Origin of the sequence: Streptomyces tendae (assembly GCF_008632955.1) — a bacterium.
In the GTDB taxonomy this organism is placed as follows: domain Bacteria; phylum Actinomycetota; class Actinomycetes; order Streptomycetales; family Streptomycetaceae; genus Streptomyces.
Genome location: NZ_CP043959.1, coordinates 4,284,817 through 4,310,831 on the forward strand (window position 1 = coordinate 4,284,817; position 26,015 = coordinate 4,310,831).

The following is a 26,015-nucleotide window of genomic DNA, read 5'->3' on the forward strand; positions in this document are numbered from 1 at the left end:
CCTACGGCCTGAACACCTTCGCCGCACCCCAGAGGGAGCCGGGGTTGGCGCGGTGCGGGTGGCGGGCGAGCATCGCCTCGTAGAACTCCAGGGCGTTCGACGTGGTCGCCAAGGTGTCCTCGACGTCGGCGAGGTAGTCGATCGACTGCTGCACGATCACCGGGTCGTCGTCGCGGTCGGGGTGCTTGTGCGCGGCGACGACATGCCGGGCGCCGAGGTCCTGGACGGCCCGCAGGGCGGCGACCCACTCGACCCGTGAGGCCGCGTCGGTCTCGGCGAGGTACATGTGGGTGTGGTTGTAGACGACGTCGCCGCCGACCACGAGCCGGGCGTCCGGGGCCCACAGGACGGTACTCCCCTTGGTGTCGGTGTGACCCGCCTCGACCACCCTCAGCTCGTGCCCTTCCAGGAGGATGTGGTCGCCTTCCAGCTCGTCCGGGACGACCGGGCGGGGGATCTGCCCGGGGAAGAGGCGGCCCCAGAAGCCGTCGCGGTAGTCGTCCCCGGCCTGGACGCGCGCACCCGCGACGGTCCCCGCCGTGGCCACCGCCCGCGCCCCGGGGAACGCGTCGAGCAGTTGCCCGATGCCGTAGAAGTGGTCGCCGTGGCCGTGCGTGACGTAGATGTGCGTCAGAGTGCGTCCGTGCCCCTTGATCCACTCGATCAGTTCGTCGTTCTGCTCGATCGTCGTGAAGGTGTCCACGAGGACGGCATCCCGTTCACCGAGGATCAAGGTCGCCGTGTTCATCACCCAGCGCAGATCAGACCCCTCCTCGGCGCTCTGCGGAAGGTCTCGGACGACTCCCTCCCGGCGGGCCAGCAGCGTGTCGTACCTCAGGTCTGTCATGGGTTCTCTCCTGAGTCGGTGGAGGTGATCACTGATGCGCGCAGCGCCCCGGAGGACAAGTTTCCGTCGTCCGCCCACTCGGCGCGCTTCGGCACGCCATTTAGATTACTGTTGTCATCTAACAGAGGGGCAATCCGAAGGTAAGAAGACGGCATGTGTCCGGTGCGTGCACGCCTCGACCTGTTGCCCCTCACACCAGGAGCGTGATTCGCTCTTCCGGGAGTATCACCAGGCGGAGTTGTGCGTCCGTACGGCTCAGCAGCCACACAGGGTGGAACGCCGGAACCTGCATCGCGCGAGTGTGACTCCGGGACGGGGTGCGGTGCGCCGGCTGCCGTCCGCAAGAGGCCCCCTTCGGCCCTCCGTCGGTCCAACTCCCCTAGTGCCCTGTCAGTCCATCAAGTGAGTGGCCACGCGCGCGCTGCGACGAAGGAGTCCGCGCGACACGCGTTCCCGCCCATGCGTCCGCGTGCCCCCGACCGGGGCCGAGGCACTCACCACACCGTCCGTACCGGTAAGGAAATCTTGTGAGCAACCCCCGTACGTTGATCGTCGGCGCCGGAATCTCCGGTCTGGCCCTGGCCAAGTCCCTGCTGGACCGTGGACTCCAGGTCGAGGTCGCCGAGCGGCGCGCCGACGACGGACAGGCCCTCGGTGCGGGCCTCTACCTGCCGGCGAACGCCGTCCGCGCCCTCCGGAGCATCGGCGTGGGGGACGAAGTGGCCAAGCGCGCGGAGCCGGTGGCCCGGCAGCGGCTCCAGGACCATCGCGGGCGCCTGCTGGCCGATTTCGAGGTGGGCAGCATCTGGGGTGAGGTCGGCCCCTGCCTGGCGATCACCCGCAGCGACCTGCACGAGGTGCTACGCGGAGCCGTTGACAACGATGTCGTCCGCTACGGCACCGCGGTGACCTCCGTCGACGACGACGGCACCGTGACCTTCGCGGACGGCGACACAGGGAAGTACGACCTGGTGGTGGGTGCGGACGGCGTCAACTCCGCCGTGCGGCGCTCCCTCTTCGGCGGTCCGGCTCCACGTTTCCTCGGCCAGCTGTGCTGGCGGTTCATCGCCGACGACGCCGGGATACCCGGGATCACCGACTGGACGGCACGCCTGGGCAGCAAGGGCCGTACGTTCCTGACGGTGCAGCTCGGCGGCGGCCGCGTCTACTGCTACGCCGACATCAACAGCCCCGTCGCCGCGGCCCCGGCCGGCGACTGGCGCACGCTCTTCGCCGACTTCGGCGGACCGGTGTCCCGTCTCCTGGAGCAGGGTGAGGACGCGTACTTCGCCGCGCTGCAGGAGAGCGAGAACACGGTGTGGACGCGCCCCGGCGCCGTCCTCGTAGGCGATGCCGCTCACGCCTTCTCCCCGAGCATGGCCCAGGGCGGCGCGATGGCACTCGAAGATGCCGTGGTCCTCGCCGGCACACTGGCCGACGCGCCTGATGTCACGGCGGCCCTCACCTCCTTCCAGGCCCGGCGGGCCGGCCGGGTCGCCTGGGTCGTGGCGCAGAACCACCGCCGCGACAAGGCACGCAATCTGCCGACGCCGCTGCGCAACCTCACCCTCCGCCGGGCCGGTGAGCGTCTCTTCAAGGCCAACCACGCCCCCCTGCACGCCCAGCCCTGACCTCCCCGCGCCTACCTGACACCGCGTCGGCGACCGGGAACAGCCGCCTGCCGGAGGGCACCTCTGCCCGCGGCCGGCAAGCGACCGTATAGATTATATATGACATCTATCACATGGACACGGGGGTGGCCGAGGCCACACAATGAGAGCGCGAGCGCCTCGCGGTGCCCGACCGGAGGCTGCCGGACGCGGGCGATCCCACCAGCATCGTTCACTCGATCCGTGCACATCCGCCGCCGCGTGCCGTCCGCGCGGCCGTGACCGCCACACGCGGACTCGGCGCGCACCGCCAGCCCTTGGAAACCGAGCATTCCGATCTCCCTCGAGTGGCCCGCCGACATCGGTCGCGTCTCCTCAAGGGACCGAACAGTCACCCCTGGAGCAATCTGTGAGCAACGCGACGGCCGGTCACCTGACCCCGGGCCCTCACCAAGTGGACGTGGACGGCCTCACCCAGCGCTACCACGTCCACGGATCGGGCCCGGTCTGCCTGGCCGTGCCCGGTGGCCCGGGTGTCGACTGGGCATCCCTGCGGACACCGGAACTCGAGGAGTTCCTGACCATGGTCTACGTGGAACCGCTGGGCACCGGCGACTCGCAGCGCCTCGCCTCGCACCCGCACGGCTACACCCGCGAGCGCTACACCCGCAGCCTGACCGGGCTGCTCGACCGGCTGGCACTCCCCCGCGTCTTCCTGCTCGGCCACTCCCACGGCGGTTTCGTCGCGCAGCACTTCGCGCTGCACCACCCCGACCGGCTGCACGGCCTGGTGCTGTACGAAAGCGCTCCCGTGACGGGTCCCGAGCACATGGCGGAGGCCGCCGCCAGAGTGGACGCGTTCGTCCGGCGGAACCAAGGCCGACCGGAGCTTCCCTCGGCGCTCGCCGCCCTGCAGGCCGTCGGATCCAGCACCGACGACGCCTCCGTCACCGCGGCCCTGCGCGGTCTGCTGCCGGTCTACTTCGCTCGGTACTGGGACCGCGAGGACGAGTTCCGCGCGTTCCGCTCCACGGTCACCTGCACCTACGTCTCGACGCAGCACGAGACGGGAGAACCCGACGTCATCGACGACAGGGACGCCCTGCCCAACCTCACCGTTCCCACGCTGGTCCTGGTCGGCCGCCACGACGTGATCTGCGGGCCGCGATGGGCCGAGGAACTCCACACGCTGATACCCGGGTCCCGGCTGGCCGTGCTGGAGGACAGCGGGCACCTCGGCCACGTCGAGGAACCCGAGGCGTTCGCGCGGGCCGTGCGCGGCTTCGTTGAGTCCACGCGGACGGATGCGGAGCCCCGTACCGGGGACGCCGTACCTGAGGAACTGCGGGGACTCTCCGGCCCGGTGCTCATGCCCGGCACGGACGAGTACGCCGCCGAGTGCGCCACGTTCAACCTCAACCTCTCCTTCCGGCCGGCCCTCGTCGTGGGGGCCGCCTGTGAGGACGACGTCCGGGCGGCGGTGCGGTTCGCCGCCGGCCGGGGCATGCCGATCGCGGTGAAGTCCTCGGGGCACCAGTTCGTGTCGCCGGCGGAGGACGCGGTGCTCATCACGACGGAACGGATGAAGCGTCTGACGGTCAACGGGGACCGGCGCACCGTCAGTGCCGAGGCCGGTCTGCGCTGGAGCGAGGTACTGCCGCGCACGGCGGACGCCGGCCTCACTCCCGTCGCGGGTTCCGCCCCCGAGGTCGGGGTGGTGGGGTACACCCTCGGAGGAGGCCAGAGTCCGCTGCTCGGCCGGACCCACGGATACGCGGCCGACCATGTGCGCCGCATGAACGTGGTGACGGCGGACGGCGAACTGCGCACGGTGGCACCGGACAACGAGCCGGACCTGTTCTGGGCGCTGCTCGGAGGGAAGGGCAACTTCGGTGTCGTGACCGAGATCGAGTTCGACGTCTTCCCCGTGACCCGCTTCTACGGCGGCGGCATCTACTTCGCCGGCGAGGACCTGGCCGCGGTGCTGGAGGCCTGGCGGTCGTGGCTGCCGACCGTGCCGGAGGAGATGACGACGTCCCTCGGTGTCCAGCGGCTTCCCGACCTGCCGGCGCTGCCCCCGCCCCTGCGAGGCGCGTTCGTCGTGCACGTGCGGATCGGCTACCTGGGGTCCGCCGCCGACGGCGAGAGGCTCGTGGCCCCGCTCCGCGCGGCGGCGCCGGTCCTCCTCGACGCGGTCGGAGAGAAGCCCGTCACCGCCGTCGGGGAGATCCACATGGACCCGGTGGAGCCGATGCCGTACTACGACCGGAGCCTGGCCCTGCGGGAGTTCCCCGAGAAGGCGGCGCAGGCCCTGGTGGAGCTCGTCGGGCCCGGCTCCGGCTGCCGGTTGGCGAACTTCGAGATCCGGGCGCTCGGTGGTGCGCTGGACCGGGAGCCGCGGATCGCCAACGCGGTGTCGATGCGGGGCATTCCGTTCGTCGTCTTCGGCTTCGCGGTCGGCGGTGACGACCGGGCGGACGACCTGAGGAGGGATCTGGCGAAGGTCGTGGACGGGCTGGCGCCGTGGGCGGCGGACCGGGGCATGGTGAACTTCCTCTCGCCGGACGAGGCCGCGGACACCGACGGCGTACGGGCCGTGTACGGGCCGGAGCGGTACGACAGGCTCGCCGAGGTGAAGCGGCGCCACGACCCCGCCAACCTGTTCCGCCACAACCACAACGTCCGACCTGCCTGAGCGCCGTACCTCTCGTGGCCGAAAACAGGATCGCCCGTCGGTGTCCGTCGGACACTGAGGCCCTGTGACCACCGGAAGAGGCAGGGAGTCAGGGATGCCGACGGATCCACTCGTGCACGCGCCCGCGGAGGATCCCTTCTTCGGCGTGATCGACATCGAACTCGACCACGAGCGCGGCACCTTGAGCGTGAGCGGGGGTGGGGTGCCACTGGCAGAGCTTCGACGGGCCCCGGACACTCCACTGGAGACGCATGTGCCGATCGGGACACGTGACCCCGTTCGGCTCACCCTGTTCGTGGACGGCGTCGAGGAGGTGCTGCGGCCGGCCAAGGGGTTCCTGACCCCGAGGTCGTACCGGGTCGAGGTCACGTCCGGAGCGCGGCGGTGCGGGTACGTGCTGGTGCCGGACTCCCTCGGCACCAGCCGCCTGCTGCGGGACGGACGGCGGCTCGGCGTCTTCACCTCCACCGGTGACCGCAAGGTCTCTGCCGACTGGGAGGAGAAGGGGCCGGGCTCCGGGACTGCCCCGGAGCCCTACGACGCGTCCGTGGGCTACGCCCTGGCCACCGCCTTCGGCACCGGCGCCGAGCCGATGTGGAAGCTGACCCTCAACGCCGCACTGGAGATGTGGCCCTGACGCGGACGGCCGGTCAGTCCTCCGTGCCGGGCAGCGGGTGGGGGCAGGTGGAGCGCGCGACGAACGCGAAGCCGTCGTAGTCCCGGGCCGGAACGAGCGGCGCCGTGTGGAAGCGGTACACGAAGCGGGGGACGTTCGCGCCGAAACTGCGCTGCGCCTGCGGACTGTCGAGCCACGGTGCCGGCCCGGTCCTCAGGTCGGCGTAGTAGTCACCGCGTACGGCGTCCGCGAGTCGCGCCTCGATGCTGCGGATGCCGGTGCCGACCCGGTGCCGCACTGGCGAGCCATGGAGGTCGTCGCCGCGCCGGGCGAGGAAAGCCCCCTTGCCGAAGAAGAGTGCCAGGGCGTAGTAGGCGTCGCCGTACCGTTCGCGGAGTCGGCTGCCGAGGGCCGGAATGCCCTCCCCGTAGGTGCTCTTGGCGATATGGCCGTTGTGCGCCCAGATCATGACCCGCGCTCCTGGGTCGTCGTCCAGGAGGCGCGTGACGGCGTCGGCCAGGTAGCGATCCCGTGCGGCGAAGACGCTGTCCTCGCCGGCGAAGGGGTCGAAGGGGTGGGTCACCAGGTCGGCGGCGCGCACCAGCACGCGCGCGTGCTCCAGAGCGTCGTCGGCTCCCTCGCCGGGCCCGGAGCGCTCGCGGTGGTGCTCGACGAGGCGGACGATCTCCTCGGCCTGGCGCATCAACGCCTGCCGCGGGTCGGGCAGCGAGGAGGGGCGGGCGTGGGCGAGCACGTCGAGGGCGTGGGCGTCCCCGACGCGCTCGGGTGCCGCCCGTCGCAGGAAGGCGGTGACCGCCTCGACGGAGTCGGCGCAGCGCTGGGGGTCCGTTCCGACGAAGCGGACCCGGCGTTCCTCGGGCAGGTCGCGGTTGTGGGCGCGCAGCCACTCGATCAGGTCGACCATTTCCCGGGTGCGCCAGGTCCAGAAGCCCAGCTTTCCGACGAGGTGTTCGGGATCGCCGATGCCGTGCCGTACGTAGGCGTCGAGGGCACGGCCGGCGGACTGGCTGGCCTCCAGGGCGAGCGTGGTGAATCCCTCCTCGCGCACCAGGAAATCCACGATGCGGTGCTTGAGCCGGAAGAACTCGGCGGTGCCGTGGGTGGATTCACCGAGGCCGACGACGCGTGTCCGGTGCAGGGCCTCGCCCAGCGGCTTCAGGTCCTGGGTCGGCGCGCCGGGCGTCAGCGACCCCAGGGGGTGGGCGTGCTCGGTCAGCCAGCGGGCAATGTCGTCGGGCACCGGTGTGCCTCTCCTCCGTGGGTGCGGGCGGCCCGGCGCGTGCGCGTCATGCGCCGCGACCTTTCACCCGGTCGTGGATCCGTCCTCGGCCTCCCGGCAGGCCGTGAGGATATCCCGCAGGTCCCTCACGGCGTCCGGTTGACCATGTTCGGCATACACGCCCGCGACGTCGACGACAACTTCGTTCGTCCCCGCCCGGCCGTCATCGGACAGCACCCTGGCGCTGTGGCGCGCCGTGAGGGACACCGTCCCCCGCTGAGGCCTGTTCGTGTCAGCGGGTGAGTGACCTCCACGCCGTGTCCGGCAGGGTGAGCAGGTGTTCCGTCTCCACCGGGGGTGGCAGTGGTCCGTGGTCGCCGGTGACCTTGAGGGCCGAGACCGCGGTGATGTGGCCGCGGCGCAGGGCGCGCGTCAGCGGCTCGCCGCGCAGGAGGCCCGCCAGGAAGCCGGCCGCGAACGCGTCGCCGGCGCCCACGGGTTCCACCACCGTCGTGCGGAGTGCGGGGACCGTGGCCGGGCCGTCGGCCGTGAAGGCCGTGGCGGACCTGGCGCCGTCCTTGATTACGACGGTCCCCGGGCCGGGCAGCAGGGTCCGTACGTCCTCGGTGGTGAGGTCCGCGCCCCACAGTGTCTGTGCCTCGTCCAGGCCGACGAAGACGATGTCCGCCCGGTTCGCCAGGCGCTGGAGGACGGGTGCGGCCGTGCCGTCCGGCCACAGGGCGGCGCGGTGGTTGACGTCGAAGCTGATGGCGTAGGGGCGGGCGTCGGAGGGCGTGTCGAGGGCCCGGGCCATGAGGGCGCGGCAGGACGCGGAGAGGGCGGGGGTGATGCCGGTGAAGTGCAGCAGCCGGGCGGTGCTCACCGGTTCCCGGTCGAGCAGGTCGGGGCCGAGGGCCGAGGCGGCCGAGCGGGACCGGTAGTAGTGGACGCGGGTGCCGTCGGGGCCGGGGTCCTTCACCATCAGACCGGTCGGGCGCCGGGGGTCGGTCCGTACGTACGAGACGTCGACGCCCGCGGAGGCCACGGCGGCGAGGACGCGGCGGCCCAGGGGGTCGTCGCCGACCGCGGAGAGCCATACGGCCGGAATGCCGTGGCCGGCGAGGTACATGGCGACGTTGGACTCCGCTCCGGCCACGGCGAGCCTCAGCCGGTCGGCGTGTTCCAGGGGCTCGGGCGGGTCGGGGGTCAGGGCGGCCATGGTCTCGCCCACGCAGACCACTCGGCCCTCGGCGGGCAGCGGGGTGTCGGTCATGCCGGCTCCGCGAGGAGGGAGGGCGTGGGCCGGTAGGGGGCGGCCGGTGTGCCGGGGACGGCGACACGGGTGCTGAACAGGGCTCCGTCGTGCGGGCCCGGGTCGTCGAGGCCCAGGCGCGCCGAGGTGATGTGGAGGGTGTGGCCTTCGAGGCACACTCCGGCGGGCCGGCGGGCCGGCAGGCGCAGCGTGGTGTCGAGGCGTCCGTCCGGGAGGTGGCGGCGGACGGTGCCGGTGCCCCAGACCGCGATCCAGACCCCGCCCTCGGCGTCGACCGTCATGCCGTCCGGGCTGCCGTCCTCGATCCGCACGAACTCCTCCGGAGTGCCGAGCGTGCCGGTCACGGGGTCGACCGGGTGGCGCCGGACGACGCCGCGGGCGCTGTCGGCCAGGTACATGTGGCGGCCGTCGGCCGTGAAGGCGGGTCCGTTGGGGACGGTGATGCCGTCCAGCACCCGGTGCACCGTGCCGTCGTGGTCCACGCGGTGGAGGGAGCCCGCGTCCGGGTCGGCGCCGTAGGACATGCTGCCTGCCCAGAAGCGGCCGGCCGGGTCGGCGACGGCGTCGTTCATGCGCATGCCCTCGCCCTCCGGGTGTGCCAGCCAGCGGGCCGAGCCGTCGGGGTCGAGCAGGCAGATGCCGGTGCCCGCCGCGGCGATCCAGTGGCCCGGGCGGCCGGCCACGGGGGCCACGGCACCCACCGGGTGGGGCAGTTCGGCCAGGGTGCGCAGCGGGGCCGCGGGGTCGTCGGCCGGGGCGGTGAGCAGGCGGCCGGCGAGGAGGTCGACCAGGACGATGCGGCCGTCGGCGTGCCGGATGCCCTCGCCGAGTTCCAGCCGGTCGGGGCGGGAGGGCCGCAGGACGCCGGTCACCGGGTGGCCTCCCGTACGGCGGCGGTGAACGCGCGGGCGCGGGTGCGCAGGGCCGTGAGGCTTCCGCCGTCGGCCGCGTCGCCGACCAGGGGTGAGCCGACGCCGACGGCGGTGGCACCGGCGGCCAGGTAGGCGCGCGCGGCCTCCTCGTCGACGCCGCCCACCGGGACGAGCGGCTCGTGCGGGAAGGGACCGCGCAGTGCCGCGAGGTAGGCCGGTCCCCCGGCCTGGGCCGCGGGGAAGATCTTCAGCGCCGTAGCGCCGAGCGAACGGGCGGCGACGATCTCGGTCGGGGTGAACACACCTGCGAGTACGGGCAGTTCAAGTTCGCGAGCGGTGCCGACCGCCTCACCGAGGGCGGGGGTGACGAGGAAGTCGGCGCCCGCGTCACGGGCGGCGCGGGCGTCGGCGGCGGTGAGAACGGTGCCGGCACCCAGGGGGCGGGCGGCGCCCAGTGCGGCGCGGGCGCGCGCTATCACGGTCAGGGCGTCGGCCCCGGTGAGTGACACCTCGATCAGTTCGACGCCTTCCTCCGCCAGCGTCAGGACCGTGTCCAGCGCCGCGTCGGCGTCACTGCCGCGCACGATGGCGACCAGACGGTGGGTGGCCAGTGCGGCCTGGAGTTCCACGACGGGATTCCTTCTTGTCGGGGGTACGGGAATGGTTCCTCGGGTGCGGACGGCGGGCGCCCCGGCTCAGGGGCAGCGGCAGTCGGCGGTCAGCGTGAGGCGCCAGCGGACCTCGCCCGACGCCGGTACGTGCGCGGCGTCGCCCTCGCGTGCGTCTGCGAGGTCGAAGACCCGCCCCAGCATCGGTTCGACACCCGTGCTGCGGTAGGGGTGTTCCTCGGGGAAGCCGCCGAGATTGCGCCACAGGGCGACGGACGCCGGCTGTCCGTCGGCCTGGAGGGACAGGGCGAGCCGGTCGGCGGGGCCGTCGTGGACGCAGACGCGGTCGGTGTCCACGACCGCGCCGACCGCCGTACCGTCGTCCGGTCCGAACCGGTCGAGGCGCAGTCCGTGGGGAGCGGGCCAGGGGCCTTCCCGCCAGGGCGCGCCGGCGGGCCACGGCTCTGCCAGCAGCGGTGCCGCCTCGGGGTGGAGGCGGGTGGGCGCGCCGGGGGTCATGTGCAGGACCGCCCCGTCCGACAGGGCGAGCAGGGCGTGGGCCGCCCAGACGAACCGGAAGCCGGCGTCGGCGGCCAGGGTGTAGTTGGCCTCGGCGACGTCACCGGTGACCCGGATACGGCGGGTCAGGGTGAAGCGTTCGCAGTCCACCCGGTCGGTGTCCCCGTCCCGGTGCCAGCGGCGGGTCCAGGCGTCCCCGTGGTCGGGGGTGCCGCGGACGGTGGGGACGCACTCCTCGAGGCCGCCCGCGTCCACGAACGCGTCTCCCGGGGTGACGGCCGCGCGTGCGGGTGTCTCGCGGCGCCACAGCCATTCCCGGCCGCCCGCCTTCAGGGACGTCCAGCGTCCGCCCCGCTCCAGGTCGGTGGTGATGCTCGGTGGCGTGCTCGGCCGTGGCATGCTCACCACTCCGCGAAGGAGCCGTCCGCGTGACGCCACACGGGGTTGCGCCAGGCGTGTCCGGCGCGGTCGGCGGCGCGTACGGCGGCCTCGTCGACGCTCACGCCGAGGCCGGGGCGGTCGCCGCGCAGGGCGTTCCCGGCGACGAAACGGAAGGGCTCGGGGTCGACGACGTACGACAGGAGGTCGGCGTCCTTGTTGTAGTGGATGCCCCGGCTCTGCTCCTGGATGAGGAAGTTCGGTGTGGCGAAGGCGACCTGGAGACTTGCGGCCAGGGCGATCGGGCCGAGCGGACAGTGCGGGGCGAGCAGGGCGCCGTAGGTTTCCGCGAGGGTCGCGATGCGGTGCACCTCGGATATGCCGCCCGCGTGGGAGAGGTCGGGCTGGGCGACGGCGACCCCGGCGTTCAGGACGGGCAGGAACTCCCCGCGGGAGTAGAGACGTTCGCCGGTGGCCAGCGGCACCGGGCTCGCGGCGACCAGGCCGGGCAGCAGGTGGCTCTGTTCGGGGACGACGGGCTCCTCGACGAACAGCGGGTGCAGGGCTGCGAGTTCGGTGAGGACGCGGCGGGCCGCCGCCGCGGTGAAGCGGCCGTGGAAGTCGACGGCGACATCGCGGTCCGGACCCAGGACCTCGCGGGCGGCGGCCACCCGGGCGACCACGGCCGCGGTCTCGGCGGCGGTCGTGAGCGGGGAGGTGGCGCCTGCGGCGTTCATCTTCACCGCCGTGAAACCGGCCTCGACCTGGGCGCTGATCTGCTCACGCAGCCCGGCCGGTTCGTCGCCGCCCACCCAGGCGTAGACCCGGACGGTGTCCCGGACGGGGCCGCCCAGCAGGGCGTGCACGGGGGCGCCGTAGGCCTGGCCGGCGATGTCCCACAGGGCCTGGTCGAGTCCGGCTACGGCGCTGGAGAGCACCGGACCGCCGCGGTAGAAGCCGCCCTTGGTCAGCACCTGCCAGTGGTCCTGGATGCGCAGCGGATCCTGGCCGAGGAGGTGTTCGGACAGGACGTCGACGGCGCTGCGCACCACCTCGGCGCGGCCCTCGACGACGGGCTCGCCCCAGCCGACGAGTCCGTCGTCGGTCTCCACCCGGCAGAACAGCCAGCGCGGCGGGACCAGGAACGTTTCTATGCGGGCGATCTTCACTGCGGGCCGGGGCCTTTCGTCTCGTCGTCGCCGTCGACGCGTTCCAGGTCGCGGCCGGCCTGGTCGAGCAGGGCCCGCATGGCGGCCTCGGCGGCGTCGGGGTCCTGCTCGCGCACGGCGTCCAGGACGGCCCGGTGGGCCGGCACGGGGTTCTCGCCGTGCGGGGAGCTGTGCACGATCCGGTCGCGGTGGGCGAGGCCCGACTCGATGACCATCTCCATGCGTTCGAGCAGTTCGTTGTGGGTGGACTTCAGCAGGGCCCGGTGGAAGGCGAGGTCGGCCTCCACGGCGTGGCCGGCGTCGCTGTCGTCCTCCCCCATCGCCCCCAGGGCGTCGTCCAGGGCGGCGAGGTCGTCGGCGGTGCGCCGCTCGGCGGCGAGCCGGACGGCGGCCGGTTCGATGATGGCGCGCACCTCGGCGAGGTTGCGCAGCAGCGCGCGGTCGGCCTCCGTGGTCCGGCCGCCCTCGAACTGCCAGCGCAGCACGTCGGCGTCGAGAAGGTTCCAGTCGCCGCGCGCCCGCACGAAGGTGCCGCGCTTCTGGCGGGCGTCGACCATTCCCTTGGCGGCGAGGACCTTCAGCGACTCACGCAACGCGGTGAGGCTGACGTCGAGTTCGCTCTGCAGTGCCACCAGGTCGAGCGTGGCGCCTTCGGGGATCTCCCCACCCAGGATACGGCGGGCCAGGGCTTCCACGGTCTGGCCGTGCACACCACGACGGGCGTAGGGCGTCATGTCGGAGAGCCTTTCTGCTGCGGGGAACGGTCGGTGGTGGTCATGCGGAGGCCTTGACGACGCTCCACCCGCCGTCGACCAGGAGGTGCGAGCCGGTGATGAAGGAGGCGTCGTCGCTGCCGAGGAACGCGATGGCGGCGGCGACCTCCCCGGGGGTGCCGAAGCGGCGTGCGGCGGTCCCGGCGACGCTCCGTTCGCGCTCCTCGGCGGGGACCCTGTCCCACGCCGCCGTGAGGATCGGTCCGGGCAGTACTGCGTTGACACGCACCTCGGGTCCGTACTCCACGGCGAGCTGCCCGCACAGGGAGAGCAGCGCGCCCTTCGAGGCGGCGTAGGCGGGGTGGCCGGGGATGCCGGCGTGGGCGTGGACGGAGGAGGTCAGCACCACCGCGCCCTGCCGTTCCCGCAGGTCGGGCAGGACGGCTCGGAAGCCCAGGAAGCTGCCGGTGACGTTGACGGACAGCTGCCGCTGCCAGGAGTCGAGGGTGAGTTCGTGCGCGGGGGCGACGTCGACGGTGTAGGCGTTGCCGACCAGGAGGTCGACCGGGCCGAAGGCGTGCGCGACGTCCAGCACACGCTCCCAGTCGGCCTCGGCGGAGACGTCGGCGCGTACGAACGCCGCCCGGCCGCCTGCCTCCGTGATGCGGGCGGCGACGGCCTCACCGGCCGGTGCGGCGACGTCGGCGAGCACGACGGCGGCTCCTTCCCGCGCCAGGCGTTCGGCCGTGGCGGCTCCGATGCCGGAGGCGGCTCCGGTCACCACGGCGGTGCGGCCGTGGTAGCGGGTGCCGTGACGTCGTGCTGGCTGGTCCATCGTGGGGTCGGGCTCCTTCGCGGATTCGGGCGGTGGGTGTCGGGGGGTGTGCTGGCAACGTACGTGGCGGACCGGCCTAGTGCCGTGTCAGGACCACCAGTTCGGCGTCGTGGCCGGCGCTCCACGCGAACGGCAGACCGTAGTGGAGCAGATGGGCTCCGCCGTACGTGGTGCCGGTGCGTGTGTCGCGGTAGCGGGCGTGGGGATCGAGGGCGCGCAGCCGCAGCCTGGCCGGGCGGCCGGGGACGAGCGGGGCGCCGTCGAGCCGTCCGGTGCCGAACGCGGCGACGACGGTGCGGTCCCCGTCCGGGGCGTCGTACTGGATGCCGCAGGCAGGGTCGTCCGGCGTGGCCAGGAGGCGGGCCTCCCCGTGGTGGACGACGTCCCGCACCTCCTTGTAGCGGGCGATCCACCGGGCCGCTTCCGCGCGTTGCTCCGGGCCCCAGGTGCGCAGGTCCGCGCCGATGCCGAGCACGCCGCACAGGGCGGTGACGAAGCGGAAGGCGAGGCTGCGCGGGCGCGGGTCGAACAGACCGGGCGCGTCGGTGACCCAGGAGCTCATGACGTGCGGGGCGTGGGCGTGCAGGAAGCCGAACTGGATCCGCAGCCGGTCCAGGGGGGCGGTGTTGTCGCTGGGCCAGACGACGTCGGTGCGGGCGAGGGTGGCGTGGTCGACGCGTCCGCCGCCGCCCGCGCAGCCCTCGACGGTGACGTGCGGGTGAGCCGTGCGGAGGTGATCGAGGACGCGGAGGTATCCGGTGACGTGCGCGGCGTCCAGGTCGAGCCGGTCGGCGGGGCCGGAGCCGGGGCGGCCGCGTTCGGTGGGCGGGCGGTTCATGTCCCACTTGAGGTAGCTGATGTCGTAGGCCGTCAGCAGCCGGTCGAGGGTGCCGGTGACGAATTCCTGCACGTCCGCGCGGCCGAGGTCCAGCAGGAGCTGGTTGCGGACCAGGCGGGCGGGGCGGTCCTCGATGCGGTACACCCACTCGGGGTGTTCGGCGTGCAGGCGGCTGCCCGGGCTGACCGCCTCGGGCTCCACCCACAGGCCGAAGTCCAGTCCGAGGGCGCGCACGTCCGCCACGAACCGGTCGAAGCCCTCCGGGAACGCCTTCGGGTCCGGGTACCAGTCGCCGAGGCCGCCGGTGTCGTCGTCGCGTCCGGTGAACCAGCCGTCGTCGACGACGAAGAGTTCCGCGCCGATGCCGGCGGCGGCCTCCGCCAGTTCGAGCTGTCCGGCGGCGTCGACGTCGAAGCCGGTGGCCTCCCAGGAGTTGTAGAGCACCTTGCGGGTGCGGTGGAGGCGTTCACCGCTGAGCCGGCGTTCGTAGCGGTGCTGGACGCGGGACAGTCCGTCGAGTCCCTCGGGGCTGAACGCGCACGCCAGCCGGGGGGTGGTGAGGGTGTCGCCGGGGGCGAGCGGCACCGCCCCCTCGTGCGGGACGCGTCCGGCGCGGACGCGGACGGCTCCGCCCGGTTCGGCCTCGGCGGTGATGTGCCAGTTGCCCGGCCACTCAAGGGCCACGCCGTACGCGGGTGCCGGGCCGTCCTGCGGTGCGGTGCGGTCCTGCACGGCGAGCCAGGGCGCGTAGGCGTGTCCGGGCACTCCCTGGACGCTGCCCATGGTGAACGTGCCCCGGGTCAGGTCGAGCTGAGTGAGCTGGAACTCCTGCGACCACTGGCCGGTGAGGTAGGTCAGTCGCACCCCGTCGGCCGCGGGGACGTTGACGGCGGCCGAGTCGAAGCGCTCCAGGCGCAGCGGCTCGTCACCGGTGCACGTGTGCTCGGTCCAGCGCAGTACGACGTCGGTGCCCGGGACGGTGGCGTAGCACAGGACCGTGCGCAGTCCGAGGACGTTGTCGGTGAAGGCCAGCCGCAGCGAGCCCTCCCCCTCTTCGGCGCCGGAGAACTCCCACCACACCCCGCGCTCACCGCCGGGGCGGGAGGCCACGAGGTCGGACCCGGTGAACGGGCGCATCCCGTACGGCAGATACTCGGCCGGTGCCGCGTCGGCGGGGGTGAGGAAGTGGGTGCGCCGGGACCAGTCGAGGGCGGACGGGCCGTCCTCGCAGCCGTGCGGGCCCCAGGCGTCGAGTTCGGCCCACGGGCCGTCCGGGGAGAGCCGGACGGTGTAGCTCGTACGGTCGGTGCGCAAGGTCCAGCGTTGTTCGGTCACTTGACCGCTCCGAGGTTGAGGCCGGCCACGAAGTGCCGCTGGAAGCGCAGGAACACGGCGACGGTGGGCGCGGCGGCGATGACGGATCCGGCGGCGATGACGTTCCACATGGAGACGTACTGGCCCTGGAGTCCGATGAGGGCGGCGGTGATGGGCATCTTGGTGTCGCTGCGCAGCACCGTGATGGCCCACAGCAGGTCGTTGAAGATCCAGGTGAAGGACAGGGCGCTGAGGGCGGCCAGGGCGGGGCGGGTGAGCGGCAGGATGATCCGCCAGAAGATCTGCCAGGGCCCGGCGCCGTCGACGACGGCCGCCTGCTGGATCTCTGCGGGTATGGCACGCATGAAACCGTGCAGGACGAAGACGTAGAAGCCGACACCGAAGCCGATCTGCACGCCGATCAGGGCGGGCAGGGTGTCGTAGACGCCCATCATTTCGCTGAGCTTGGACACCGGGATGAGCAGGATCTGCGGCGGGAGCAGGTTGCCGCCGAGCATGAGCAGCAACACCGATCGCCTGAAGGGCAGTTCGTAACGGCTGAGGGCGAAGGCGGCCATGGCGGCGAGTGCCAGGGTCGCCAGCACGGCCGGGATCGTGACCAGCAGGCTGTTGATCAGCGCGCGCTGCTGGCCGCCGTCGACCCAGGCCTGGGTGAAGTTGTCGAGGGTGAAGGAGTGCGGCCAACTGCCCAAGCCGTGGGCGGCGATGTCGTCGAAGGTGCGCGCGCTGGTCACCAGGACCAGGGCGATGGGCAGCAGCCACAGCACGGCCAGTGTTCCCGCGCCGAGGTGGAACCCGGCGGTGGCGGCACGCCGGCGCAGCGGCGCCGACGGGGTGGGTGGGGTCGCCATCAGTCGGCCTCCCGGAAGGCGCGGACGAGATAGGAGGCGATGACGCCGAAGGCGAGGACGAAGATGACGACGGCCAGGGCGGATCCGTAGCCGAGGCGCAGGGACTGGAAGGCGGTGGAGTACATGTAGGTGCTCAGCAGCTCGGACGAGTGGTAGGGGCCGCCGCGGGTCAGCGACCACACGACGTCGAAGGAACGCAGCGAGTCGATGACGATGACGGACAGGACGACGGCGTTGACGCTGCGCAGCTGGGGCAGGGTGACGTGCCGGAAGCGCTGCCAGGGGCCGGCGCCGTCGACCTTGGCGGCCTCGTACAGGGCGGGGTCGATGCCCTTGAGACCGGCCAGGTACAGCACCATCACGTAACCGATCTGGCGCCAGAGGGCGGGCACGATCACCGCGTAGAGGGCGGTGTCCTGGTCGGCGAGCCAGGCGTGGCGCAGACTGTCCAGTCCCACCGACGAGAGGACCTGGTTGAGGACGCCGTCGGGCTGGTAGATCGCCTGCCAGACGAGGGCGGTGGCGACCAGGGAGAAGACCACGGGCAGGAACAGGGCGGCCCGGTAGAAGCCGATGCCGCGGCGCTCCTGCTGGAGCAGCAGCGCGGTGGCCAGGCCCAGGACCGCGGACAGTCCGCCGAAGAGGACCAGCCAGAGCACGGTGTGCCAGGTCGCGCTGCGGAAGGTGTCGTCGCCCGCCATCTCCCGGAAGTTGTCCAGGCCGACGAAGGTGGGCGCGGACACGCCGTCCCAGTCGGTCAGGGCCAGGTAGAAGCCCTGGAGCGCGGGCCAGAACACCCACAGGGCCTCGGCGAGCAGCGGGATCAGGACGAAGGCGAGCACCAGCGGGGGTGTGCGGCGGGCGGCCCCCCGGCCCCGCTTGCCGCGGGGCGGCGCGGGGGCCGGGGAGGTGCTCTTGGTCGGGGTCAGCACGGCCACGTCAGACGTTCCAGATCTTCTCGGCGTCGCGCTGCCACGTGGTGAGGACGGAGCCGATGGACTTGGGCTCGGCGATGAAGCGGGTCAGCGCGTTGTCGGCGGTGGGCTGGAGGGCGTCGCTGGAGTCACGGTTGAAGAACTGGGTGATCTCGGCCGCCTCCTCGATGTGCTTGCGTCCCTTGACGACCAGCGGGGTGCCGGCGTCCTTGGCGTCCGGGTGGCAGGGCAGGACGGTGCCCGAGGAGCCCTTGATGTAGATCTCCTGGGCCTCGGCGGTGCCGAGGAAGCGCATCAGGTCGATCACCTCGTCGCGGCGGCCGGTGCGGGCCCCGGCGAAGTAGCCGTCGGTGGGCGCCTCTTCGGCGAGCGGGACCTTCGGGTCGATGACGGGGAAGCGGAAGAAGTCGATGTCGTCGAGGGCGTCCTTGGGCGCGGCGTCGGCGAAGAAGGTGCCGATCAGCATCATGGCGCTGCGGCCGTTGAGCATGGAGGTGGAGGCGTCCTGGAAGGCGACGGCGGTGCCGTCCGGGTCGAAGTACGGCAGCACCTCCTGCCAGCGGTCGAAGACCCTGCGCACCTCGGGGTCGTCGAAACGGTGCGTGCCGGCGAGGAGTTCGCGGTGGTACCGGGCGCCGTTGATGCGGATGTTCAGGTAGTCGAACCAGGCCGAGGCGACCCATGCGGTGTTGCCGCCCGCGCCGAGGCCGATGGGGGTGACGCCCTTGCTCTTGAGCTTGTCGCACAGGTCGAGGAAGTCGTCCCAGGTCTTCGGTTCGCTGACGCCCCACTTGGCGAAGTTCGACTTCCGGTAGAACATGCCCCACCAGTAGTAGGTCGTGGGCACGAAGACCTTCTTGCCCGAGGTCGCCGTGCAGAGGCCGCTCAACGCCTTGGAGTAGCCGCGCAGTTCGGGTGACGACCAGACCTCGCCGAGGTCGAGCAGCAGGTCCTTGCGGGCGTAGGCGTCGGCGACGGACCCCGGGTACCAGGTGTAGACGTCCGGCGGGTTGGCCGAGGTGAGGTACGTCGGCAGCTGGGTGCGGAAGGTCTCGGCGGCGACCGTGTTCAGGCTGACCTCGCCGGTCCCCTTCTTGCCGTACGCGGCCACCAGGTCCTCCATCGCGGCCTTGGCCTGCGGGGCGGACAGGTTGGACTGGAGGGTCACCGCTCCCCCGGAGGAGCTCTTGCCGGACGAGCCGGAGGTGACGCAGCCGCTGAGCAGGGCGGCCGTGCCGGCGGCGCCGAGCCCGGCGAGGAAGCGTCGTCGGCTGGGCTGTTGGTTGATCATGGAGCACTCCCTGGGGGATCCGCGCGGCGGGAGCCGGCCCCCGGTGCGGGCCGGGCGCTGCTCGCGGCGCATACAGGTTCGCGTGGCGAGCGAGCCACGTCAAGGTTAATTACTAATTAATGGAGATTCATGTACCCCGCGGGCGAGAGCGGGGTGGGCGGCACGGTCGGTCGGCGCCGCCGGAGCGGCCGGAGCCGGCCGAGGATGCCGACCGGTGCCACGGCGAAGACTGTGGCGCCGCACGGAGGCCATGTCAACAATTATTCCTAATTAATTTGAGCGGCGGCCGGTGGCGGCCACGCGCCATCCCCACGGCGAGGAGGAGTAACTGTTAATTTAGGAAATATTCTTGACGGGCGCGGGGACGACCGTCAGGATCCTGGCCAACATCCCGCAGGCCTACGTCCGTTGACGGACCCCGAGGCGACCCGCCGCATCCCCCGTGAGGCGGCGGCCGGACGCACGTCCGGGACGGGTCGCCCGCCTGATCGGACAGCGAAGGATCCGATGTGAAACGACATCTCACCGTCCTGCCGGCCCTCCTGACCGCCTTGCTGGTCGCGCAGGCCCCCGCCCACGCGGCCCCTGAGACCGGTGAGGCCGCCCGAACGGCACCGGCTGCACCCACGCAGGTGCTCAGCCCTACGCCGTACATGGGCTGGAACACCTACTACGCCCTGGGGGGCGACCCGACCGACGCGGAGATCAGGTCGACGGCCGACTTCCTCGTCAGCAGCGGTCTGCGCGACGCCGGCTACGAGTACGTCTGGATCGACGGCAACTGGGCGGCGCCGACGCCACGCGACGAGGCCGGCGACCTGGTGGCCAACCCCGCCCAGTTCCCCGACGGGCTCGCCCCGCTGGTCGATTACATCCACTCCAAGGGCCTCAAGGCAGGCATCTACACCGACGCCGGGCCCTACATCCCCGGCAAGTGCGGGCTGGGCAGCCACGGCCACTACCAGCACGACGCGGACCAGTTCGCGGCCTGGGAGTTCGACGCCGTCAAGGTCGACTACCTCTGCGGGATCGCCGCGGACCTCGACCCGAAGACCGTCTACACCGAGTTCGCGCAGGCCCTGCGGAACAACGCCGCCGGCCGCCCCATGCTCTTCAACCTGTGCAACCCGGTGACCTCCCCGGACTGGGGCACCTATCCGGAGGAACAGCAGTCGACGCACTCCTGGTCGTACGCACCGGCGATCGCGCAGTCCTGGCGGACGTACACGGACGTGGGCTTCGTGGGCGAGATCAAGTTCAAGGACGTGCTGCGCAACTACGACGCGAACGCGCGGCACCCGGAGGTCGCCGGGCCCGGACACTTCAACGACCCCGACTACCTCGGACCCGAACTGGGCATGAGCGACGAGGAGTTCCGTACGCAGATGACGCTGTGGTCGGTGGCGGCCGCGCCGCTGGTGATCGGCAGCGACGTCCGGCAGCTCAGTACGGCCTCGCTCGGCATCCTCACGGACCCCGACGTCCTCGCCGTCAACCAGGACACGGCCGCCGTCCAGGCCGTCCGCGTCGGCCCCGCCGGCACGACGGAGACGTGGGTGAAGCGGCTGGCCGACGGTGACCGTGCCGTGGTGCTGCTCAACCGCGGCGACAGTCCCGCGACGCTCACCACGACGGCCCGCTCGGTGGGGCTGTCCGGTGGCCGCTTCACCGTCAAGGACGTGTGGACCGACCGGGTCACCGAGAGCGCGGGCACCATCAGTGCCGCCGTCCCCGCCCACGGTGCGGCCCTGTTCCGGGTCGGGCGGGCCACGGGCAGGCCCGGTGTTCCGCATGTCGTGGCCGGCCTGCCGCAGGTGACCGCCGTCGGCGGCGACGCCGTCCCGGCCGGGATCGCTCCGGTGGCCGCCGGCGGCGACCGTGCCCGGGTCGAGGTCACCGTGCGCAACGACGGCGCCCGGTCGGTCGGTTCACCCCGGGTGCGGCTGGACGTGCCCGACGGCTGGACCGTACGCCCGCTCGGCACGGCACCCGGGGTGCTGACGCCCAGGCGTTCCGTCACGCTCGCCTTCGCGGTGACGCTGCCGCCCGACGCCACGCCGGGCGGCACCGCGCTGACAGCGACGACGTCGTACGAGGTCACCGGCAAGGGCCGTGTCGAACAGGAGACGAGTGCGGCGCTGACCGTGGCACCGATCGCCCCCGACGGTGACGTCGTCCTGTCGCACCACGGCTGGATCAGTGCCACCAGCGGGTGGATGAGCCCGACGGTCGACCGGAGTGTCGGCGGCGGGTCGCCGATCAGCATGCTCGGTCAGGTCCACCCGACCGGCCTCGGGGTCGCCTCGCCCTCCAGCGTTCGCTACTACCTCGGTGACCGGTGCACCCGGCTGCGGGCGACCGTCGGCATCGACGACGCCGTCCGCAACGTCGGCCCGGAGGGCGGCACGTCGGACTTCCAGGTGATCGGGGACGGACGGGTGCTGTTCGACAGCGGGGTCCTGAGCCGTGACGACGTCCGCGAGGCCGACGTCGACCTCACCGGTGTCCGTATGCTCGACCTGGTGGTCGGGGACGGCGGCGACGGCGGCTACAACGACCGCGCCGACTGGGCGGGGCTCGACGCCACCTGCTGAGCGGGCCCGTCACGTCGTGAGGCCGCACCTCGCCCGTGTGCCGAGCGCCTTCGGACGTGGGCGGGCGGGGTGCGCGCGCCTCCCGGCGAGCGCCTCCCGGCGGGCGCACGGGCGCACCCCGCGCGGGTCACGCGCCGAGGCCGCCGGCGACCGCCGTCCCGCGGCCGGTGAACTCGCCGGTGAGCAAGGGCATGGCCGCGGCGATCGTTTGCTTCGTCCCGGGCAGCCGATGGCTCGCACACTCCCTGACTTCCGTCACGTGATGAGCAGGCGGAGGCCGAGGTCCGCGGTGTCGAGGGTGGTCAGTTCGCCGTTGCGCTCGGCCCACCGGCCTGAGTCGAGGTCGTCCCTGAGGCCGCGCACCGCCCGCTGCTCGGCCTCCTCCCCCACCCTCGTCCACACCGACATCGCGCGACGCACGCGCTTTTCCAGATACGCCGTCGGACGGCGCCAGTACGCCTCGAACAGGCCGTCGGCGCAGTCCCACGGGACCGGCACCGGTTCGGCGCGTGCACCGAGCGCGTCGGCCATCCCGGCGAGGGAGGGGAAGCCCGAGAGGACGTCGGCGAACTCGGGGAGGTAGTCGCGGGTGAGCCAGAAGCGGCCTTGCCAGCCGGGCTGGTCGGTGTCGAACGTGAGCACCACGACGCGGCGGGCGACGCGCCGCATCTCCCGCAGGCCCGCGATCGGGTCGCCCCAGTGGTGAACGGTGGAGACGGCCATCGCGGCGTCGAAGACGCCGTCGCCGAACGGCAGTCTCTCCGCGGCGGCGGCCACGCACGGCGCCGCACCGGCGGGCCGCTGCCCCCGCATGACCGCGGACGGCTCCACGGCGGTCACGTCAAGGTGGGTGGGCTCGTAGGAACCGGTGCCGGCCCCGACGTTCAGCACCGTGCGCGCGTCCCCCAGCGCGTCCCAGATCCGCGCCGCGATCCGCGGCTCCGTGCGGCGGGTCGCGGTGTACGCCCCGCCGATCGCGTCGTACAGGCGTGGTCCGACCATCTCCAGCTGCTCCTCCGGTGACACCGTCACTCCCCTCGCGCGTGCTGTGAGTTCCCTGTCGATGGCCGCCACCATGGCGTCGGCGCGGTCCCGCCGTTCCAGCAGCAGGCCACGCAGCCGGCGCAGGTGCGCGACCGCGTCGGTGTGCGGATCAGCGACCAGTTCGGCGATCTCCCGCAGTCCGAAGCCCAGCCGCCGGTAGGCCAGCACCTGCCGCAGCCGCTCCACGTCACCCGCCGCGTAGGCCCGGTACCCGGCCGGGGTACGCGCCGACGGCCGGACCAGCCCGACGGCGTCGTAGTGATGCAGCGTCCGCACGGTCACATCGGCCAGTTCGGCCACCTGCCCCACGGTCCAGTGATCCTCCACGGCCCCGACTATGCGCCCTGACGCCACGTAAGGGTCAAGCGCGACCGCGCTCACCCGTACCGGTGGCCCAGGACGCCAGGATGGTGAAGTCGGCGGGGGTCAGGCCGCGGCGGGGGTCGATCCGGTGGAGGAGGGCGGGGCCTTGGTGGTGGGTCCGGACCCAGGTGCGGTCCGCGTCGGTGATGTCGTCGTCGACCCAGGCGAACGGGCGGCCCTTCGCCCATGTGGTGATCAGGGGGGTCTTCCAGAACACGCCGTCCTCGGGCTCCGGCCGTGGTGACGGCCAGGTGAGGTAGGGAAGTTCGGGCAGGCCCAGGACCGGCGCGATGAAGGTGTTGGCCTCTTCCTCCCACGTCGTCGCCCACACGAGGTCGAAGGGCAGGGACAGCAATTGCGGGCCGTGGTGGGGGTTGAGCCACACCCGCAGCGGCTTCACCGGTCTGTCCGGTGTCCCCCACTCCTCCAGCCGACGGCGTTCCAAGGCTTCCCAGCGAGGGGTCAGCAGGCGGTGCGTCCCGTAGCCGGCCGGTCGGCGTTGTGGCTGGGCGGCGTACGGGTTCAGCGGGCCGTCCACATCCAGCAGCAGCACTGGCCGCATGTCGTCGCTCCTCATGGGTGACCGGCCGGTGAGTCTCATGACTCCAGGTATCGGAGGACTGCCAGGATGCGGCGGCTGTAGCCGGTGGTGTGGGTCAGGTCCAGTTTGTCGAAGATCGCGTTGAGGTTCTTCTCGACGGAGCTCTGGGAGATGTGCAGCTTCTGCGCGATCGCCGCGTTGGTGTGTCCCTGGGCCAGGGTTTCGAGGACGGTACGTTCGCGGGGGGTGAGGCGGGTCAGGGGGTCGGTGTGGGTCGTGCGGACGACCAGCTGCCGTACGACCTCGGGGTCGATGGCGGCACCGCCGGCGTGGACGCGGTCCAGCGCGTCCAGGAACTCCTCGACCTGGGCGACGCGGTCCTTGAGGAGGTAGCCCACCCGTTCCACGTTGCTCGCCAGCAGCTTGGCCGCGTAGTTCCGCTCGATGTGCTGGGACAGCACCAGCACGCCGACGTCCGGCCACCGTTCGCGGACGGTCAGCGCCGCGCGCAGGCCCTCGTCGGTGTGGGTCGGGGGCATGCGGATGTCGAGGACGACGACGTCGGGGCGTCGCGAGGGCAGTTGCGCGAGGAGTGCGTCGGCGTCGCCGTACGCGCCCAGGACGTCGTGTCCTTCCTCGACGAGCAGCCGCACCAGCCCTTCTCGCAGCAGGGTCGAGTCCTCGGCGATCATCAGGCGCATGGCAGTTCCGCGGTGATGGTGGTGGGTCCCCCGTCGGGGCTGTCGACGTGCAGGACGCCGTCGAGGGCGGCGACCCTGCTGCTCAGTCCGCTCAGCCCGCTGCCGGTGGGATCGGCGCCGCCGCGGCCGTTGTCGCTGATCCGTACGGTGAGCAGCCGGTCGTGGAGGCCCACGCGTACGGAGACGTCCGTCGCACCGGAGTGCTTGGCCGCGTTCGTCACGGACTCCGACACCACGAAGTAGGCCGCCGTCTCCACGGCGCGCGGCAGCTCAACCGTGACGTCGAACTCCGTCCGGACGGGGAGGGCAGCCCGTTCGGACACGCCGCTCAGTGCCTCCTCGAGGCCCAGGCTGTCCAGCGCGGAGGGGTAGATGCGCCAGGTCACCTCGCGCAGTTCCGCCAGGAGGTCCTGGGTCTCCTGGTGGGCCTGGCGCAGGAGTGTGTCCGGCTGCTCCGGGCCGCGTGCCCGGCGGGCCCGGCCGAGGAGCATGCCGAGGGCCACGAGGCGCTGCTGGATACCGTCGTGGAGGTCCCGTTCGATCCGCCGGCGTTCCGTGTCCACCGCCTGGACGACCGCTGCCCGGCTGGCGGCCAGGTCGTCGATACGCTGCCGCAGCATGTCCCGTTCGGAGGGGCCGAAGCATTCGCGGGCGAGGCGCGCGTCCAGGGCGCCGAGCGTGCGGAGACCCTGGACGTCGAGGAAGAGCAGCACGCCGCCGAGGGACGTCTGCAGGAGCAGTTCGTCCCAGCCGAGGGAACCCCGGGCCAGTCCCACGGCCAGCAGGCCGGCCAGGACCATGCCGAAGCCGAGCAGCGCGACCACCACGCTGCTCAGCAGGCCCGCGTAGGTGCGTGCGGCCAGGTAGCGGAGGGTCTGCTGTGCGGACGCCTCGTAGTGCTCGGGGAAGCGGTCGCCGAACAGGACGGCCCGTCGGGCCCGCTCCAGGGCCGTCAGCCGGCGGGCTCCCGCGGTGAGGGCCGCCAGCGCGGTGGTACGGGTCGTGGGCCACAGGAGGAACGGACCGAGGACGGTTCCGACGACGAGCAGGTAGAGGAGACCGAGGAAGGCCGTGGCGCAGCCGAGGAGTGTGCCGGCGCAGCGGCGCACCCGGGAGGCGGGCGCCGTGACGGTGGTGTCGTCGTCCCCGTGGACGTCCTGTCCTCGGGGGTTGGGCAGGGGGTGGGCGGCGGTGATGCCTGCGGAGTTTCCCTGCACGGGAGTTGAGCGTAGTGCGGCCGGTCGGAGGGAGCAAGATCGGTTCTGTTCGGCGGGCGGCGCTCCCGCGGACGTTCGGGAGTGGCGCGTCATGACGCACGACGGTGGCGGGCGGCCCGGCTGCTGCCGCGCAGTCGCAGAGCCACGTACGAGACGAGCGCGACGACGACGAGAGCGAGTACGGCCTTGGAGACGGCGCCGACGTAGGTCCCGACGGTCGCCCACTGGTCGCCCAGCCAGTAACCGGACATCACCAGGGCCGCGTTCCAGATCAGACTGCCGAGGGTGGTCAGCGTGACGAACACGGGCAGCGGCATGCGTTCCACGCCCGCGGGGACGGAGATGAGACTGCGGAAGATCGGCACCATGCGGCCGAGGAGGACCGCCTTGGTGCCGTGCTTCGCGAACCATGCCTCGGTGCGCCGCAGGTCGGATGCCTTGACCAGCGGCAGCTTGGCCCACAGGGCGTGTATGCGGTCCCGGCCGAACAGCGCGCCGATGCCGTAGAGGACCACTGCTCCGGTGACCGAGCCGAGCGTCGTCCAGAACAGGGCCGACACCAGGGTGATCACGCCCTGCCCTGCGGCGAACCCGGTGAGCGGGAGGATCACCTCGCTGGGCAGCGGCGGAAAGAGGTTCTCCAGCGCGATGGCCAGGCCGGCGCCCGGACCGCCCAGGGTCCCGACGAGATCGGCGGCCCAGCCCGCGATGCCGTCGGCGGGTGCGGCGGGCAGGGGTGAGGAGGTGAAACGCATACGGTCTCCCAGTCGGCGGGGCCGGCACCCGGGCGGACACCGACTCCCACCACGCTAGAAAGCGCAGGTCAGCGCGGGTATGCGGATCTCCGCCCGACCCGCTGCGGTTTCCCGCACCCCCCACCCTGCGGGAACCCGCACCCCGCACGGAGTGCTGTGAAGATCACCAGCTGCA

At 72.3% G+C, this 26,015-nt stretch carries 22 protein-coding genes; 4 read left to right on the forward strand and 18 right to left on the reverse strand.

What is annotated here, in order from left to right; genetic code table 11:
• Position 1 precedes the first annotated feature (1 nt).
• A complete protein-coding gene (locus F3L20_RS19660; protein ID WP_150155480.1) occupies positions 2-847 on the reverse strand; it encodes an MBL fold metallo-hydrolase in 846 nt (281 codons plus the stop codon).
• 527 nt (positions 848-1,374) lie between these two features.
• On the opposite strand from F3L20_RS19660, the gene F3L20_RS19665 reads away from it, so the two are divergent.
• The 3 genes from F3L20_RS19665 to F3L20_RS19675 all read left to right on the forward strand — a co-directional run bounded on the left by F3L20_RS19665 (position 1,375) and on the right by F3L20_RS19675 (position 5,789).
• Positions 1,375-2,478 carry an FAD-dependent monooxygenase gene (locus F3L20_RS19665; protein WP_150155481.1) on the forward strand — a complete coding sequence of 368 codons (1,104 nt, stop codon included), beginning with the start codon at positions 1,375-1,377 and terminating at the stop codon, positions 2,476-2,478.
• Between the two features lie 439 nt (positions 2,479-2,917).
• The gene (locus tag F3L20_RS19670) at positions 2,918-5,152 is read left to right on the forward strand and encodes an alpha/beta fold hydrolase (protein ID WP_240810709.1); all 2,235 of its coding nucleotides are present in this window, start codon (positions 2,918-2,920) and stop codon (positions 5,150-5,152) included.
• Between the two features lie 94 nt (positions 5,153-5,246).
• Positions 5,247-5,789: a hypothetical protein gene (locus F3L20_RS19675; protein WP_150155483.1), complete on the forward strand. Its 543-nt coding sequence runs from the start codon at positions 5,247-5,249 to the stop codon at positions 5,787-5,789.
• Positions 5,790-5,802: 13 nt separating this feature from the next.
• Here F3L20_RS19675 and F3L20_RS19680 read toward each other — a convergent pair whose 3' ends face one another.
• The 12 genes from F3L20_RS19680 to F3L20_RS19735 form a co-directional block, all read right to left on the reverse strand.
• The gene (locus F3L20_RS19680; protein ID WP_150155484.1) at positions 5,803-7,029 is read right to left on the reverse strand and encodes an erythromycin esterase family protein; all 1,227 of its coding nucleotides are present in this window, start codon (positions 7,027-7,029) and stop codon (positions 5,803-5,805) included.
• 271 nt (positions 7,030-7,300) lie between these two features.
• Positions 7,301-8,281, reverse strand: a complete 981-nt coding sequence (locus tag F3L20_RS19685; protein ID WP_150155485.1) for a sugar kinase — start codon at positions 8,279-8,281, stop codon at positions 7,301-7,303.
• A complete protein-coding gene (locus F3L20_RS19690; protein WP_150155486.1) occupies positions 8,278-9,153 on the reverse strand; it encodes an SMP-30/gluconolactonase/LRE family protein in 876 nt (291 codons plus the stop codon). Before F3L20_RS19690 ends, F3L20_RS19685 begins: the two co-directional genes overlap by 4 nt.
• Positions 9,150-9,782, reverse strand: coding sequence for a bifunctional 4-hydroxy-2-oxoglutarate aldolase/2-dehydro-3-deoxy-phosphogluconate aldolase (locus F3L20_RS19695; RefSeq protein WP_150155487.1), 633 nt, complete (start codon positions 9,780-9,782; stop codon positions 9,150-9,152). The genes F3L20_RS19690 and F3L20_RS19695 overlap by 4 nt, the downstream gene beginning before the upstream one ends.
• Before the next feature lie 66 nt (positions 9,783-9,848).
• A complete protein-coding gene (locus F3L20_RS19700) occupies positions 9,849-10,679 on the reverse strand; it encodes a hypothetical protein (RefSeq protein ID WP_150155488.1) in 831 nt (276 codons plus the stop codon).
• A gap of 2 nt (positions 10,680-10,681) precedes the next feature.
• Positions 10,682-11,827: a galactonate dehydratase gene (gene dgoD / locus F3L20_RS19705; protein ID WP_150155489.1), complete on the reverse strand. Its 1,146-nt coding sequence runs from the start codon at positions 11,825-11,827 to the stop codon at positions 10,682-10,684.
• Positions 11,824-12,561 carry a FadR/GntR family transcriptional regulator gene (locus F3L20_RS19710; RefSeq protein ID WP_145828198.1) on the reverse strand — a complete coding sequence of 246 codons (738 nt, stop codon included), beginning with the start codon at positions 12,559-12,561 and terminating at the stop codon, positions 11,824-11,826. The genes dgoD and F3L20_RS19710 overlap by 4 nt, the downstream gene beginning before the upstream one ends.
• Positions 12,562-12,601: 40 nt before the next feature.
• Positions 12,602-13,375, reverse strand: coding sequence for an SDR family NAD(P)-dependent oxidoreductase (locus F3L20_RS19715; protein WP_150155490.1), 774 nt, complete (start codon positions 13,373-13,375; stop codon positions 12,602-12,604).
• A gap of 76 nt (positions 13,376-13,451) precedes the next feature.
• On the reverse strand, positions 13,452-15,548 hold the full coding sequence (locus tag F3L20_RS19720) for an alpha-galactosidase (protein ID WP_150155491.1): 2,097 nt from the start codon (positions 15,546-15,548) through the stop codon (positions 13,452-13,454).
• Positions 15,545-16,399 (reverse strand): carbohydrate ABC transporter permease, encoded by an 855-nt coding sequence (locus F3L20_RS19725; protein ID WP_150155492.1) that lies wholly within the window; start codon positions 16,397-16,399, stop codon positions 15,545-15,547. Before F3L20_RS19725 ends, F3L20_RS19720 begins: the two co-directional genes overlap by 4 nt.
• Complete coding sequence (locus F3L20_RS19730) at positions 16,399-17,337, reverse strand: carbohydrate ABC transporter permease (protein ID WP_150155493.1); 939 nt, start codon at positions 17,335-17,337, stop codon at positions 16,399-16,401. The genes F3L20_RS19725 and F3L20_RS19730 overlap by 1 nt, the downstream gene beginning before the upstream one ends.
• Position 17,338: 1 nt before the next feature.
• Entirely contained in the window at positions 17,339-18,625 is a 1,287-nt protein-coding gene (locus tag F3L20_RS19735) for an ABC transporter substrate-binding protein (RefSeq protein ID WP_150155494.1), read from the reverse strand.
• 509 nt (positions 18,626-19,134) lie between these two features.
• Here F3L20_RS19735 and F3L20_RS19740 point away from each other — a divergent pair.
• A complete protein-coding gene (locus tag F3L20_RS19740) occupies positions 19,135-21,219 on the forward strand; it encodes an NPCBM/NEW2 domain-containing protein (protein ID WP_150155495.1) in 2,085 nt (694 codons plus the stop codon).
• Positions 21,220-21,474: 255 nt separating this feature from the next.
• On the opposite strand, the gene F3L20_RS19750 is transcribed toward F3L20_RS19740, so the two are convergent.
• The 5 genes from F3L20_RS19750 to F3L20_RS19770 all read right to left on the reverse strand — a co-directional run bounded on the left by F3L20_RS19750 (position 21,475) and on the right by F3L20_RS19770 (position 25,840).
• Entirely contained in the window at positions 21,475-22,572 is a 1,098-nt protein-coding gene (locus F3L20_RS19750; protein ID WP_167534706.1) for a MerR family transcriptional regulator, read from the reverse strand.
• A 52-nt stretch (positions 22,573-22,624) separates the two neighbouring features.
• Positions 22,625-23,188: a hypothetical protein gene (locus F3L20_RS19755; RefSeq protein WP_150155497.1), complete on the reverse strand. Its 564-nt coding sequence runs from the start codon at positions 23,186-23,188 to the stop codon at positions 22,625-22,627.
• A gap of 35 nt (positions 23,189-23,223) precedes the next feature.
• Positions 23,224-23,868, reverse strand: a complete 645-nt coding sequence (locus F3L20_RS19760) for a response regulator transcription factor (RefSeq protein ID WP_167534561.1) — start codon at positions 23,866-23,868, stop codon at positions 23,224-23,226.
• Positions 23,859-25,085, reverse strand: coding sequence for a sensor histidine kinase (locus F3L20_RS19765; protein WP_240810710.1), 1,227 nt, complete (start codon positions 25,083-25,085; stop codon positions 23,859-23,861). The genes F3L20_RS19760 and F3L20_RS19765 overlap by 10 nt, the downstream gene beginning before the upstream one ends.
• An 89-nt stretch (positions 25,086-25,174) precedes the next feature.
• Entirely contained in the window at positions 25,175-25,840 is a 666-nt protein-coding gene (locus F3L20_RS19770) for a DedA family protein (protein ID WP_150155499.1), read from the reverse strand.
• Positions 25,841-26,015: the final 175 nt, after the last annotated feature.

What these genes read in the sequence shown, in the direction of transcription:
- F3L20_RS19710 (WP_145828198.1), bottom strand. Translation starts at nt 12,561, where the DNA reads ATGACGCCCTACGCCCGTCGTGGTGTGCACGGCCAGACCGTGGAAGCC.
- F3L20_RS19685 (WP_150155485.1), bottom strand. Translation starts at nt 8,281, where the DNA reads ATGACCGACACCCCGCTGCCCGCCGAGGGCCGAGTGGTCTGCGTGGGC.
- F3L20_RS19735 (WP_150155494.1), bottom strand. Translation starts at nt 18,625, where the DNA reads ATGATCAACCAACAGCCCAGCCGACGACGCTTCCTCGCCGGGCTCGGC.
- F3L20_RS19715 (WP_150155490.1), bottom strand. Translation starts at nt 13,375, where the DNA reads ATGGACCAGCCAGCACGACGTCACGGCACCCGCTACCACGGCCGCACC.
- F3L20_RS19770 (WP_150155499.1), bottom strand. Translation starts at nt 25,840, where the DNA reads ATGCGTTTCACCTCCTCACCCCTGCCCGCCGCACCCGCCGACGGCATC.
- F3L20_RS19700 (WP_150155488.1), bottom strand. Translation starts at nt 10,679, where the DNA reads ATGCCACGGCCGAGCACGCCACCGAGCATCACCACCGACCTGGAGCGG.
- F3L20_RS19755 (WP_150155497.1), bottom strand. Translation starts at nt 23,188, where the DNA reads ATGCGGCCAGTGCTGCTGCTGGATGTGGACGGCCCGCTGAACCCGTAC.
- F3L20_RS19660 (WP_150155480.1), bottom strand. Translation starts at nt 847, where the DNA reads ATGACAGACCTGAGGTACGACACGCTGCTGGCCCGCCGGGAGGGAGTC.
- F3L20_RS19760 (WP_167534561.1), bottom strand. Translation starts at nt 23,868, where the DNA reads ATGCGCCTGATGATCGCCGAGGACTCGACCCTGCTGCGAGAAGGGCTG.
- F3L20_RS19725 (WP_150155492.1), bottom strand. Translation starts at nt 16,399, where the DNA reads ATGGCGACCCCACCCACCCCGTCGGCGCCGCTGCGCCGGCGTGCCGCC.
- F3L20_RS19675 (WP_150155483.1), top strand. Translation starts at nt 5,247, where the DNA reads ATGCCGACGGATCCACTCGTGCACGCGCCCGCGGAGGATCCCTTCTTC.